Origin of the sequence: Seohaeicola zhoushanensis (assembly GCF_014656415.1) — a bacterium.
GTDB lineage: Bacteria > Pseudomonadota > Alphaproteobacteria > Rhodobacterales > Rhodobacteraceae > Seohaeicola_A > Seohaeicola_A zhoushanensis.
On sequence record NZ_BNCJ01000003.1, the window covers coordinates 109,995 to 123,629 of the forward strand.

Here is a 13,635-nt window from a genome sequence, read left to right on the forward strand (position 1 = left end):
GATCGACCTCCCGTCCCGCGCATGGCCCTGCGCGGGACGGCAACGGCCACCGGTTCTACGCCGACCGCAGGCGACGGCCCGGTGTCAGTTGCTCCACCGCCTGCCAGATCGCGTCACGGTCGATGCGGAAATGGCGGTAGAGATCCTGGATGGTGCCGGTCTGACCGAAGGCCGCCACGCCAAGCGGGATCACCCGGTGCCCCGAGACCGACCCCAGCCAGGACAGCGCCAGCGGATGTCCGTCGAGCGCGGTGACCAGAGCGCAGTCGCGTGGCACCCCGGCCAGCAGCCGCTCCACCGGCGAAAGCTGCTGCGCCCCGCCCCTGGCCCGCTCGACCAGCGCAGAGGACCATTGCGCGTGTAGCCGGTCGGCCGAGGTCACCGCCAGCACCCCGATATCCCGGCGGGCATCGGCGAGGAAGCCGGCGGCCGCGATGACCTCGGGCGCGACGGTGCCCTGGTAGACCAACACCACCTCGCAATTCGGCCCCGGCGGACGAAGCCAGTAGGCGCCATCCAGCACGCCCTGACGGAAGCCCTCGTCCGAGCGCGGCCCGATCTGCTCGATCGGGTTGGTCGAGAGCCGCAGATAGACGGACCCGCCCTCCTCGGCCTGGAGATGCTCAAAGGCCCATTCCATGATGACCGACAGCTCGTCGGCGAAGGCCGGTTCGAAGGAGGTCAGCCCCGGCTGTGAAATGCCCACCAGCGGCGTCCCGATCGACTGGTGCGCCCCGCCCTCGGGGGCCAGCGTCACCCCCGAGGGCGTGCCCACGATAAGGAAACGCGCGTCCTGGTAGCAGGCATAGTTCAAGGCGTCGTGCCCCCGTGCAACGAAGGGGTCGTAGACTGTCCCGATGGGCAGCAGGCGCTCCCCGAACAGCGAATGCGACAGCCCCGCCGCGGCGAGCGCGAGGAAGAGGTTCATCTCGGCGATGCCGAGTTCGAGGTGCTGCCCGTCCGGTGCAAAGTCCCATTTCGCGGTCGAGGGGATCTGCGCCTTGCGGAAGAGGTCTTCCTGCGGGCTGCGCGCGAAGAGCTTGCGCCGGTTCACCCAGGGTCCGAGGCTGGTGGTGCCGGTCACGTCGGGCGAAGTGGTGATGATGCGCTCGGCCAGCGGCCCGTCCGAGCGGGCGATGCCATCGAGGATCTTGCCGAAGGCCATCTGGGTGGAGATTTCACGATCCTTCGGGGCCGCAAGCGCCGGCACGGCGACCGGAGCGCTGGCGTGGCGGCGTGCGCCCTGGCGGAAGAAGGGCACCTGGTCGAGGAAGGCGCGGAAGGCCGGCACGTCAGGGACCGTTTCGAACAGATCCCACTCGGCCCCCTCCGCGACCCCCATATGGCGCTGCCATTCGGCCATTTGCGCCTTGGTCATCAGGCCACCGTGGTTGTCCTTGTGCCCGGCGATCGGCGTACCCCAGCCCTTGATCGTATAGGCCAGGAAGCAGGTGGGCCGGTCGTGGTCGATGGCGGCGAAGGCCTCGGCCATGGTGTCGACGCAGTTGCCGCCGAGGTTCTCCATCAGCGCCGCCAGTTCATCGTCGCTGCGCCGCTCGATCAGGGCGCTCACCTCGCCCTGGTCGCCGAGGTCGTCCATCAGCCGCTTGCGCCATACCTTGCCGCCCTGGAAGGTCAGCGCCGAGTAGAGCTGGTTCGGACAGGCATCGATCCAGTCGCGCAGGGCCGCGCCGCCGGGTTCGGCAAAGGCGGCGCGCTGCAGGCGACCGTATTTCAGGCGCACGACCTCCCAGCCGAAGGCGTCGAAGATCTTCTCGATCCGGCCCCAAAGCCCCTCACGCACCACCCCGTCCAGCGACTGGCGGTTATAGTCGATGATCCACCAGCAGTTGCGCAGGTCGTTCTTCCAGCCTTCCTGTAGGCATTCGTAGACATTGCCCTCGTCCATCTCGGCATCGCCGACCAGCGCGACCATGCGCCCCTCGGGCACCGCCGCACCCCAGGTCTTGGCGCGGACATAGTCCTGCATGATCGAGGCAAAGGCGGTCATCGCGACGCCGAGGCCGACCGAGCCGGTCGAGAAATCCACGTCGTCGACGTCCTTGGTGCGGCTCGGGTAGGACTGGGCGCCGCCATAGCCGCGAAAGGCCTCGAGCTTGTCGCGAGTCTGGTTGCCCATGAGATACTGCATCGCATGAAACACCGGCGAGGCATGGGGTTTGACCGCGACCCTGTCCTGCGGCCGCAGCGCCGAGAAGTAGAGCGCCGTCATGATCGACACCATCGAGGCCGAGGAGGCCTGGTGCCCGCCGACCTTGATGCCGTCGGGGTTGGGGCGGATGTGGTTGGCGTGGTGGATCATCCAGTGCGAAAGCCACAGCAGGCGGCGTTCGACGGTCTTGAGATGCGAAACGGACATGCGCTGCAGCCTCCTTGCAGTCGTTTCCGCGGTTTTCGCTCAGATCGGGGAGTGAAACCTTGCGTTTTGCGCCTGAATTGGGAGAGATATAGCCATATCAACTAGAGATTCCGTACTTCTTGGAGATATCAGACAGCATGGACGAACTCGATGGCCGAATCCTGCGGGCATTGCGGCAGGATGGGCGGATCTCGATCACCGACCTGGCCGCGAAGGTCGGGCTGAGTGCCACGCCCGTTGCCCGCCGCGTCCGGCAGTTGGAGGAGGACGGCGTCATCACCGGCTATTCGGCCGAGATCGACGAGGCGAAGGTCGGCAGCGGGTTCTCGGTCTTCGTCTCGGTCAAGCTGGACCGGCAGATCGACGAGGCCCTTGCCACCTTCGAGAAAGCGATCGGCGAGTTTCCCGAAGTGGTCGACTGCTGGCTGATGACGGGCAATCGCGATTACCTGATGCGCGTCGCCACCGCCGATCTGGTCGCATTCGAGCGGTTTCTCATCAACCGGCTGACGCGCGTGCCCTGCGTGGCCTCGATCGAATCCTCGATCCCGCTGCGCCGGGTCAAGTCGGGGCAGTCGCTCCCGGCCTGAACCGCAGATTGCGTGTTTGCTACGATCACGGCAGGCAGGACCCGCCGCTGCACCGTCATGCCAGCGGCGCGCAGCCCTGCCGCAGGTTGCGAACGAACTGCCGGGCGACATCGGTCGCCGTCAACCCGCCGCCTTCGCGGAACCAGAAGGGCGCGAAGTTGAGCGACCCGAGCACCTGCAGCCGCAGCACGTTCGGCTGGACGTCGGGCCGCAGGTCGAGGCCGGCGAAGAGGTCGCGGAAGACGTCCTCGTAGCGGCTGCGCTGTTCTTTGATCTGCTCGTTGATCGCGCCACGCTCTTCCGGGAAGTTCGGCGAGATGATGTTGACGAGGTTGCGGCTTTCGATCAGCCCCTCGAAATGCGCGACAGCAGCGTTTTCCAGCTTTTCCCACGGCGTCTTGCCGGCCTCGATGGCCTCGACCACGCGGTCATACATCCGGTCCACCACGCGCTGGTGGATCTCAATGAGCATGTCCTCCTTGGACTTGAAATGGTGGTAGAGCGAGCCGGGCAGGATGTTGACCGCCGCCGCGATATCCCGCATCGACGTGCCCTCGAAGCCCTTCTGGGCGATCAGGTCGGCTGCCTTGCGCAGCAGTTCCTCGCGGCGGCTCTCGCTTTTCGAGCCCTTGCCGTCCTGCCGGGGCTTCACGTTCGGGTTTCCCACTGGCTGTGACCTCGCTGCTGCTCGACCTGTCGGGTCGCTGGACTGCCAACTTATCAAATGTTTGTTTGTTATTCCATAGCGGATGTGCTGTGATTGTCCAAACAGTCAGGAAAGCGAACTTTGCCCCAAGGTAGCGTCAAATTAAGGTCGGATGGCGACATTTCTCACCTGTCCTTCAGCAACCCCGACGATGGGCTGATGGATGAGGCCATGGAGCGCGAATTTCTCGCCGCCATCGAGACGGTCATCGCCAGTCAGACCCCCGCCTGCGTCCTCTCCGGCGAGACGCCCGGTTACTTCGTCCGCCACTACGATCTCAAGGTCCTCGAGCGGCGCGCCGAGTGGATGGCGCGGAAAGGCCTTCAGTTCAGCGCCGACAGGCCGGTGCCCGAGGCCCCCATCCACACCGCCACGCGCCTGATGGAAACTTCCGGCACGGTCTTCTTCGCGGCGTTGAACGGCACGGCAATGGGCGGCGGCTTCGAGATCGCGCTGGCCTGCGATTTCCGCCTTGTGCAACAGGGGCCATTTGTCTTCGGGCTGCCCGAGATCAACCTCGGGCTGCTGCCGGGGGCCGGCGGAACCCAGCGTTTGCCAGAATTGGTCGGGCCGGCGCGCGCGCTGGAGATCGCCCTGCTGGGCGAAACGCTCGACCCCGCCGCGCTGGTCGCCGCCGGGCTGGCCACGGGCCCGCTGCGCGAGGATGCGGTAGCGGCGGCGACGGAGCTGGCGCGTCGGATCGCCAAGCAACCCACCCCCGCCCCCGCGCATATCAAGTCGCTGGTGCGCGCGGCGGCGGCAATCGGGCCGCAGGAGGCGCGGTTCGGTGCCGAGCGCGCCCTGTTCTGCGACCTGATGCTGCGCGAGCGCAGCCGCGAGCTGGTGCGCGAGGGGGCGGCCGGCCGCCGGAGCATCACCGACCTGCCCTGAGGCGCGCTCAGGCGCCGGGGGCCTCGAGCAGGATGACCGAACAGGCGGCCTCGTCGAAGCCGATGACGCCGCCGCCGTTCTCGGCCAGGGCGATGTCGGCCTTCTGCGCCTGACGCTCGCCCGCCTCGCTGCGCAGTTGCAGCGCCAGTTCGTGGATCATTGACAGGCCCGTTGCGCCCACCGGGTGGCCCTTGGACACCAGCCCGCCGGAGAGGTTCACCGGCAACCGGCCACCCAGCCGGGTATGCCCCTCGGCCACGAAGGCGCCGCCCTTGCCGTCCTCAGCGAAGCCCAGCATTTCCAGCTGGAATATCTCGCAGAAGGAGGTGGCGTCATGTACCTCTACCAGGTCGACGTCGGCGGCGCTCAGGCCCGCCTTGGCATAGGCCTTCTGCGCGGCGACCCGGCTGAGGCCCGGCTCGCTCGCGGCGCGATACTTGCCGCCGGTCAGCACCGAGCCGCGCACCTTGATCGCGCGCTCGCGCACCGCTCGGTCCATGCCGGCCAGCCTGTCGCCAGAGACCAGCAGCGCCGCCGCCGCGCCGTCGCCGATGGGGGCGCACATGGCGCGCGTCAGCGGCCAGGAGACCTCGCGGTCGGCCAGGGCCTCGTCGACCGAGACCTCGAAGCGATATTGCGCCTTGGGGTTCATCGAGCCGTGCCAATGGTTCTTCGAGGCGGCGATGGCGATCTGTTCCTGGGTCGTGCCGTGGTGCTTCATGTGCCAGGCCGCCTGCATGGCGTAGGTGTTCATGAAGACCGTGCCGCCGCCGCCGTTCGGCTCGAACGGCTTGCCGGCCTCGTGCCCCATCTCGGCGTAGTAGCTGTGCCATTCCTCGGGATCGAGTTGGTCGATGCCGCCTTCGAAGATTTCCAGCGTGCGCCCGCCGTCGCCGGCGAAGAAGGTCTTTTCCACGCCGATGGCCATGGACATCTCCATGTCGCCCGAGGCCACGTCCTTCCACGCGCCGTGGAAGGCCATGGAGGCGGTGGCGCAGCCGCCCTCGACGTTGATCATCGGGACGCGTTCGGGAAACAGCCCCTCGCGCACGAGCGGGGTGAAACAGACCTGTCCGCGGATGTTGCGCTGGCCGAAGGTGCCCATGCCGCAATTGCCGAACCAGGCCTGTTCGATGTCGCTGCCGCTGTCCAGCCCGGCGTCGCGGAGCATGTCGAGATAGGCCTCGCGCGCGAGGGCCTTGAAGCTGTCCTGCGGGCGTTTGCCGAAGGCGGTGCAGGAGGTGCCGATTACATAGACGTCGCGCATGTCATTCTCCGACGAAGAGGATCTTGCCGTCGCGCCCGGCTGCTGCCGCGTGGGCCATGGCCTCGCGGTGCTGGCTCAGCGGGTAGCGGGCGGCGACTTCGGTGTGCAGGCGGCCCTGGGCCATCTGCTCGGCCAGGAAGCCGTTGAGCCGGCGGATCGCATCGCGGTCGGCCTTTGCGAACCAGTCGGACAGCCAGAAGCCGGTCACGGTGATGTCGCGGAACACAAGGTCGCGGGCGTCGAGCGCGCAGGGCTCGCCCGAGAGCAGCCCGTAGACGACAACCGCGCCGCCCTTTTCGAGGCTGGCCGCCAGCGCCGCCGTCGATGCGCCGCCGACGGCGTCGAGCGCGAGCTTCGGACGGATGCCGCCGGTCGCCGCGAGGATGCGGTCGGCCAGATCGTTGTCGCCCTTGTCGACCAGCACCACGTCGGCGCCTTCGGCCTTCAGATCGTCGGCGAGACCGTCGCGCCGCACGATATTGACGGTGCGGATGCCGCGATCGCGGGCGAAGCGGGCGACCAGCCGGCCCACGGCCGAGTTCGCGGCGTTCTGCACCACCCAGTCGCCCGGCGCGAGGTCGCGGTAGTCGCGCAGCATGATGTCGGCGGTCGAGGGGTTGGCGCGCATCATCGCGGCCTGTTCGGGGTCGATGCCCGCCGGCGCGGGCACGGCCATGCGCGCGTCGAGGATTAGCGTATCGGTCCACAGACCGCGCCCCACCGGCAGCACCGCGTCGCCGGGCGCCAGCCGGTCGACCCCCTCGCCCACCGCGTCGACGATGCCATAGGCGCCATGGCCCGGCGTGTCCGGCAGCGGTTCGGGTTCGGCGCCGTAGCTGCCTTCGATGGTCAGCAGGTCGGCGGGGTTGATCGTCATGACCCGCAGCCGCAGCCGCACCTCGCCCGGCCCCGGCAGCGGGTCGGGCGCTTCGACCAGGCGCAGCACCTCGGTCGGGTCGCCGTGGCGGTCGTACACCAGCGTCTTCATGGCTTGCTCCGTTTCTTGAGGTCGCGCAGGTCGATGATGCCCGGCGCGTGGCGCGGGTCGTCGAGGCCGGGGAAGATCAGCCCCTTGCGCACCTTCTGGGTGCCGGTGCGGGGCAGATCGTCGACGAAGGCGACCCAGCCCGGCAGCTTGTAATAGGCCACCAGACGGCGACCGTGTTCAAAGACCGAGCGGGCGGTTTCCGCGTCCCGCGCCGCGCCGTCCACCGGGATGATGCATGCCATCACCTCCTCGTCGCGCATCTCGTCGGTGACGCTGATGACTGCGACCGCGGCCACCGCCGGGTGGCCGATCAGCGCGTTCTCGACCTCGGCGGCCGAGATGTTCTCGCCCGAACGGCGGATGATGTTCTTGCGCCGCTCGACGAAGTGCACCATGCCGTCCGGCTCCTGGGTGACCACGTCGCCGGTGTGGAACCAGCCGCCCTGCCAGGCCTCGGCGGTGGCCTCGGAGTTCTTGAGGTATTCGCGGAAGAAGCCCCGGCGCGGGTCGGGTCCCGGCGCGCGCACCACCAGTTCGCCCTGCGCGCCATGGGGCACCTCGCGGCCCGCCTCGTCCCAGACCTGGGCTTCGAGGTCGTCGTAGGGCTTGCCGAAGGCGCGGGTGCGGATGCGGCGCGGTTCGTGGCAATCGGCCAGGAAGCGGCCGGTTTCGCTCATCCCCCAGACCTCGACCATGGCGACGCCGAAGCGTTCCTCGAAGGCGGCGTGCAGGTCGGGGTCGAGCCCCGCGCCAAGACCGAAGCGCAGCCCGTGGCCGCGATCCTGCGGCGCGGGCGGGCGCTTCATCAGTATGGGCGGGATGATCCCGAGGTAGTGCATCGCCGTGGCGCGGGTGGCGGCGATGTCCTGCCACCAGCTGTCCGGGTGGAAGCGGTCGGGCAGGATCAGGCAGTTGCCGGTGAGGATCAGCGCCGTCAGCGTGTTGATGCCAGCATTGACGTGGAAGACCGGCAGCGGCACGAACAGCCGGTCGCCGCCGTGGCGCAGGGCCAGCCGCCCGCCGTGGCGTGCATAGCCGAGGCCGACGGCGAAGTGATATTCGTGGTCGATCACGCAGCCCTTGGGCCGCCCCGTGGTGCCCGAGGTATATATCAGCGCCGCCTCGCTGGCCCGGCCCGGACGCTCGGGCCGCGCGCCGGTGACTGGCGCCAGCGTCGCCAGCGCGGCCTCGTCCAGCGCCGGTGTGCCGAGCTTGCCGGCCACGCGCGAGAGCTGGTCCATGTGCCCCGCGTGGCCGAGCGCGAGGACCGCCTCGGAGTGCGACAGCAGGTATTCCAGCTCGTGGTCGAGGTAGTCGGGATTGACCGGGATCTGCGTGGCCCCGACGGCATAGAGCGCGAGCTGGTTGAACAGATGCTCGGGCCGGTTGTCGAGCATCAGCGCGACCCGGTGCCCCGGCCCGTAGCCCGCCGCGCGATAGATCGCGGCGCGCCGTTCGACCTCGGCGCGGGCCTGCGCGAAGGTGATCTCGGCGCCTTCGGGGAGATAGGCGCGTCCGGGCCGGGCGGGAATGCACAGGAAGGCATTGTCCGGATGGGCCTCGGAGGCCAGGACGAAGGCATCGTAGACGGTGGCCGAACGGGCGGCCATCGCCTCGGCCGCGCGGGCGGCGGGTGCGCCGTCGATCTCGGGCGGCAGCCCGGCCGGCGCGGTTGCGGTTGCGGCGCCGGTCATGCCACCCGCTCGATCAGCATGGCAAGCCCCTGCCCCGCGCCGAGGCACATCGACAGGATCGCGCGCCGGCCGCCGGTCTGCCTGAGGTGTTCCACCGCGGTCATCGTCATGCGCACGCCGGTCAGCCCCGGCGGATGCCCGACCGAGATGCCGCCGCCATAGAGGTTGTGCAGATCGCGCGGAATGCCCAGGTGGCGCTCGGCGTGGAGGTTGACCACGGCGAAGGCCTCGTTGATCTCGAAATAGTCGATGTCCGAGATCTTGAGCCCGGTCTTGTCGAGCAGCCCCCGGATGGCCGGCACCGGGCCATGCCCCATGATCCGCGCCGGGACGCCGACGCAGTGCCAGTCGACCAACCGTGCCTCGGGCGCGCAGCCCTCGGCCTCCATCGCCGCGCGGTCGCCGACGATCACGAAGCCGGCCCCGTCGGTCACCCCCGAGGAGTTCCCCGCGGTGACCTTGCCGCCGGGCCGGAAGGCCGGCTTGAGGCTGGCGAGCTTGTCCAGCGTCGCGTCTGCGCGCGGGCTTTCGTCGGTGTCGAAGACGCGGGTGGACTTGCCGTCGGGCACCTCGATCGGCACGATCTGGCGCGCGAGGAAGCCGTTCTGGATGGCGGCGATCGCCCGCGCCTGGCTCATCGCGCCCCATTCGTCCATCGCGTCGCGGTCGTATTGGAACTCTTCCGCCAGGTTCTCGGCGGTTTCGCCCATGTATTCCTGGCTGAACGGGCAGCGATAGGCCCAGTCGAGCATGTCCTCCATCTCGATCGGTCCGCGCGGAGCGCCCCAGCGCACCCCCGCCACGGCATGGGGCGCGCGGGAATAGCACTCGGCCCCGCCGGCCAGCGACAGGCGCGAGTGGCCGCTTTCGACCTGCTGCCCGGCCGAGATGATGGCCTGCAGGCCCGAGGCGCAGGCGCGCACCACCTGCAGGGCGCCCGCGTCCTCGGGGATGCCGGATTTCACCCCCACGACCCGCGCCGCGAAGAGCGTGTCGCGGTCGGTGGGAACCGTGGTGGTGAAGACCATGTGATCGATCTTGTCGGCGGCGATGCCCGACCTGGCCACGCAGGCCCGGGCGGCATGGCCCGCCATGTCGGTCAGTTCGACGCCCTTGAGCGAGCCGCCGAAATTGCCCAGTGCCGTCCTCGTGCCGGCGGCAATCCCTATCTCCTGCGCCATTCGCGCCTCCTCCCTCGTAATCCGTTGTTATCCGCGCAGCCGCACCGGCAGCCGCCGGGTGCCGCGCGGCACCATCGCGTCGAGCCACTCCGGCGGCTCGTCATCCAGCGCCAGGTCCGGGAACCGCTTGATCAGCTCCAGCACCGCGACGCGCCCCTCCTCGCGCGCAAGGCGCGCGCCGAGGCAGACGTGAATGCCCTGCCCGAAGGTCAGGTGGCGGTTCGGGTTGCGCCGGATGTCAAAGCGGTCGGGGTCCTCGAAGATGCGCGGGTCGCGGTTGGCCGAGTTGATCATCACGAAGACACGTTCGCCCTCGCGCAGTTTGCGCCCCTCGATCTCGTGATCCTGCGCCACCACGCGAACCAGCGCATTGGTCGGCCCGTCGTGGCGCAGCACCTCTTCGATGGCGCCGTCGATCAGCGCCGGGTCGGCGCGCAGGGCGGCCAGCTGATCGGGGTGGCGCAGCAGCAGGAGCGAGGCGTTGCCGATCAGGTTCGTCGTCGTCTCGTGCCCGGCAAAGAGGATCAGGATGCAGGTGGCGACAAGTTCGTCCTCGGTCAGCTGGTCGCCCTCGTCGCGGGCGTTGATGAGGTCCATCAGGAAGCCGGGGCGCGGGTTGGCGCTGCGCTCGTTGATGATCTCGCGGAAGTAGGAGGACATCTTCTGGCAGCCGCGCGCCGCGCGGTGGTACTTGTCGTCGGCATTGCGCGCGCCGCCGATGAAGACGGCCATGTCGTCGGACCAGCTCTTGAATTCGGCCAGCATCTCGCGCGGCACTTCCAGCATGTCCATGATGACATAGGCCGGAACCAACAGGGCGAATTCGCGGATCAGGTCGATGCGGTCGGCTTGGCGCTCTTCCAGCTGGTCGAGCAGGTGGTGCACGATCTCTTCGATTCCGGGCCGCATCGCATCAACCGCCTTCGGCGTGAAGGCATGGCGCAGGATCCGGCGGACCCGCGTGTGGTCAGGCGGATCGCGGAAGGCGAGCCAGAGGTCGAGATACTTGACGATATCCGACAGCAGCGCGGCGTCCTGCGGCGGCAGCGAGCTGTAGAACTGCATCAGCCGCCGCACCGAGAGGTGATCGGACAGCAGCAGGTCGCGGACATCGGTGTACCGGCTGATGATCCAGGACTTCAGCGAGGGGCTCCAGTGGACCGGATCCTCCTCGCGCAGCCGCGCGTAGATCGGAAAGGGGTCGGCCATGGTGGCCGAATCGCTCGGGTCGTAGACGATCGGCTTGTCGGTCATTGCGGTATTCATCGCACCTCGTTTCCTGACGGGGTTGCCAGTGGTTGCAACCAAACAGATGTTTGTTTACTTTTATCGCATGTGCATCTTTGGCACAAGCGGTGGAATCGCGGCGGCCGAGAAGGTGCGCGCCACCCGTCCGGAGAGCAAGCAATGCAGGGAGGAAAGCATGACCGATCTCGTCGACGATCCGCAGGTATATCTGCCGGATCTTTTCGCCACCCACGCCCGGTTCCAGCCGGAACGGGAGGCCGTCATCTGCGGCAGCGTTCGCCGCACATGGCGCGACTTCGACGCCGCCATCAGCCGGGTCGCGCATGGTCTTCTGGCCAGCGGGCTGCAGAAGGGCGACAAGGTCGCGCTGCTGATGGGCAATTCGGTCGAGATGCTGGAATGCCTGTTCGGCATCGTGCGGGCGGGCGGCGTGGCGGTTCCGCTGTCGGGGATGCTGACGGCCGAACAGCTGACCGGGCTGCTGGTCGACTGTGACGCCATCCAGGTCTTCGTCTCCTCGGAGTTCCGCGACAAGGTCGAGGGCAACCGGGCGGCGGTGCGCAATGTCGCCGCCGGGCGCTGGATCGCGCAGGGGTTCGACGGCGAGGGCTGGGTTCCGCTGGCCGCGCTGACCGAGGGCCAGCCCGCGACCCCGCCTAACGTGCGCTATTCCCTGCAGGACGAGTTCAACATCATCTATTCCTCGGGCACCACGGGCCTGCCCAAGGGCATCGTGCAGACCCATGGCGCAAGGCTGCACTGGGCGTTTTCCAACGCGGTCGAGATGGGCTTCACCTCGACCAGCCGGGCGCTGACCACCACGGCGCTTTATTCCAACGGGACCTGGCTGATGATGCTGCCGGTGCTCTTCGCCGGCGGCACGCTGGTGGCGATGCGGGCCTTCGACGTGGGCGAATTCCTCAGCCTCGTGCCGCAGGAGCGCATCACCCATACCTTCATGGTGCCGGCGCAATACGGCATGGTGCTGGATCACCCGGACCTGGACGGCGCCGACCTTTCCTCGCTGCGGACCCTGCTTTCGGCCGGCTCGGCACTGCGCCAGGACGTGAAGGCACGGATCATCGAACGCATCTCGCCCGGCCTCTACGAGCTTTACGGCTATTCCGAGGGCTTTGCCTCGATGCTCAAGCCGCATCAGCACGCCGAGAAATTCGCCACCGTGGGCACGCCCGTACTGGGGTTCGAGGTGCGCATCCTTGACGAGGAGGGCAACGAATGCCCGCGCGGAACGCCCGGAGAGATCGCCGGCTATGGCGCGGGGCTGATGAAGGGCTATCACAAGCGCCCCGAGGCCACCGCCGAGCTGATCTGGCGCGACGAGCGCGGGCGAACCTTCCTGCGCTCGGGCGATATCGGGATGATCGACGAGGACGGCTTCCTCTGCATCGTCGACCGCAAGAAGGACATGATCATCTCGGGCGGGTTCAACGTCTTCCCGACGGATGTGGAGGCGGTAGTGGCCAAGCACCCCGACGTCTTCGATGTCGCCGTGATCGGCGTGCCGCATGACAAATGGGGCGAAACCAGCCTGGCGCTGGTCATTGCCCGCGATGCGGCGGCCATCGACTGCCGGGCGCTGCGCGACTGGGCCAACGAGAGGCTGGCCAAGACGCAGCGCCTGATCGACGTGGAGCTGCGGGACGAGTTCCCGCGCAATGCGCTTGGCAAGGTGATGAAACGGCTGCTGCGCGATCCCTACTGGTCGGCCGAGAAGGCGGCACAATGACGGCGCCGTTTTCGGTCGCCATCGTCGGCGCAGGGGCCATCGGCGGCGTGCTGGCGGCCCATCTCGGCAAGGCCGGGGTCTCGGTGCGCGTTTTGGCGCGCAACCGGACCCTGGAAGCCTGGCAGCGCGACGGGATCACCGTGACCACCGATGAGGGCACCCTGCACCACCGCCCCGACGCGGTGAGCGATGACCCCGCGGCGCTCCGCCCCGTCGATCTCGTGCTGGTCACGGTCAAGGGTCAGGACACCGACGCCGTGGTTCCCGCGATTCGCGCATTGCTCGGCCCCGAGAGCCGGGTGCTGAGCTTCCAGAACGGCCTCGACGGGCTGGAGCGGCTGATCGCCGCCTTCGGGCCCGACCGCGTGCTGGCGGGCGTGACCTATGTGCCGGCCAGTGTCACCGCGCCGGGACAGGTGCGCCTCACCGGGCCGGTGCGCCGGTTTGTCTTCGGTCCGGCGGCATCCTCGGCCGCCTCGCCGCATATCGGGCAGCTGGCGCGCCTCGGCAACGCACATGGCCTTGTCATGGAGCCGATGGACGACCCGATGCCGGCGATCTGGGCCAAGTTCACCATGCTGACGGCCTTCCACATGGTCAGCGCCCTTACTCGCCTGCCGCTGGGCGGGTGGATCCGCCAGCCCGAGACCGCCGACCTCTACGAACGCGCGATGGCCGAGACCGCCGCCGTTGGCCAGGCCCGAGGCATCGCCCTGCCCCCGGATCTCGTCGAGGCGAACATGCGGTTCAGCCGTGAAAACGCCGATCCCCGGACCCGCGCCTCGATGCTGGAAGATCTGGAGAACGGCCGCCCGCTGGAACTCGACAGCACCGTGGGCTGGCTGATAAGGGCCGCCGCCAAGGCGGGCATCCCGGTTCCGGTGCACGACATCTGCCATGCCCTGCTGAAGCCCCACCTCGATGGGGCTTCATGACTCGGGCC

The 13,635-nt window shown here is 68.4% G+C and carries 11 protein-coding genes; 4 read left to right on the forward strand and 7 right to left on the reverse strand.

Going from position 1 to position 13,635, the window contains the following annotated elements:
- Positions 1–55 precede the first annotated feature (55 nt).
- Positions 56–2,380 (reverse strand): thiamine pyrophosphate-binding protein, encoded by a 2,325-nt coding sequence (locus tag IE266_RS08220; RefSeq protein WP_189679586.1) that lies wholly within the window; start codon positions 2,378–2,380, stop codon positions 56–58.
- 137 nt (positions 2,381–2,517) lie between these two features.
- On the opposite strand from IE266_RS08220, the gene IE266_RS08225 reads away from it, so the two are divergent.
- Positions 2,518–2,970, forward strand: coding sequence for an Lrp/AsnC family transcriptional regulator (locus IE266_RS08225; protein WP_189679587.1), 453 nt, complete (start codon positions 2,518–2,520; stop codon positions 2,968–2,970).
- 55 nt (positions 2,971–3,025) lie between these two features.
- On the opposite strand, the gene IE266_RS08230 is transcribed toward IE266_RS08225, so the two are convergent.
- Positions 3,026–3,622, reverse strand: coding sequence for a TetR/AcrR family transcriptional regulator (locus IE266_RS08230; protein WP_189679588.1), 597 nt, complete (start codon positions 3,620–3,622; stop codon positions 3,026–3,028).
- Positions 3,623–3,757: 135 nt separating this feature from the next.
- Here IE266_RS08230 and IE266_RS08235 point away from each other — a divergent pair, with 135 nt between their 5' ends.
- Positions 3,758–4,567, forward strand: a complete 810-nt coding sequence (locus tag IE266_RS08235; RefSeq protein WP_268249750.1) for an enoyl-CoA hydratase/isomerase family protein — start codon at positions 3,758–3,760, stop codon at positions 4,565–4,567.
- Positions 4,568–4,574: 7 nt separating this feature from the next.
- On the opposite strand, the gene IE266_RS08240 is transcribed toward IE266_RS08235, so the two are convergent.
- Genes IE266_RS08240 through IE266_RS08260 form a run of 5 tightly spaced genes read right to left on the reverse strand, consistent with a single transcriptional unit; the run spans position 4,575 to position 10,963 of the window.
- Positions 4,575–5,834 (reverse strand): thiolase family protein, encoded by a 1,260-nt coding sequence (locus IE266_RS08240; RefSeq protein WP_189679590.1) that lies wholly within the window; start codon positions 5,832–5,834, stop codon positions 4,575–4,577.
- A gap of 1 nt (position 5,835) precedes the next feature.
- Positions 5,836–6,822, reverse strand: a complete 987-nt coding sequence (locus IE266_RS08245) for a zinc-dependent alcohol dehydrogenase family protein (protein WP_189679591.1) — start codon at positions 6,820–6,822, stop codon at positions 5,836–5,838.
- Positions 6,819–8,516, reverse strand: coding sequence for an AMP-binding protein (locus tag IE266_RS08250; RefSeq protein ID WP_189679592.1), 1,698 nt, complete (start codon positions 8,514–8,516; stop codon positions 6,819–6,821). Before IE266_RS08250 ends, IE266_RS08245 begins: the two co-directional genes overlap by 4 nt.
- Positions 8,513–9,697 (reverse strand): thiolase family protein, encoded by a 1,185-nt coding sequence (locus IE266_RS08255; protein WP_189679593.1) that lies wholly within the window; start codon positions 9,695–9,697, stop codon positions 8,513–8,515. Before IE266_RS08255 ends, IE266_RS08250 begins: the two co-directional genes overlap by 4 nt.
- A 27-nt stretch (positions 9,698–9,724) precedes the next feature.
- Positions 9,725–10,963 (reverse strand): cytochrome P450, encoded by a 1,239-nt coding sequence (locus IE266_RS08260; RefSeq protein WP_229863946.1) that lies wholly within the window; start codon positions 10,961–10,963, stop codon positions 9,725–9,727.
- A gap of 157 nt (positions 10,964–11,120) precedes the next feature.
- Here IE266_RS08260 and IE266_RS08265 point away from each other — a divergent pair, with 157 nt between their 5' ends.
- Entirely contained in the window at positions 11,121–12,692 is a 1,572-nt protein-coding gene (locus tag IE266_RS08265; RefSeq protein ID WP_189679594.1) for a class I adenylate-forming enzyme family protein, read from the forward strand.
- Entirely contained in the window at positions 12,689–13,627 is a 939-nt protein-coding gene (locus IE266_RS08270) for a ketopantoate reductase family protein (RefSeq protein WP_189679595.1), read from the forward strand. Before IE266_RS08265 ends, IE266_RS08270 begins: the two co-directional genes overlap by 4 nt.
- The last annotated feature ends 8 nt before the right edge of the window (positions 13,628–13,635 follow it).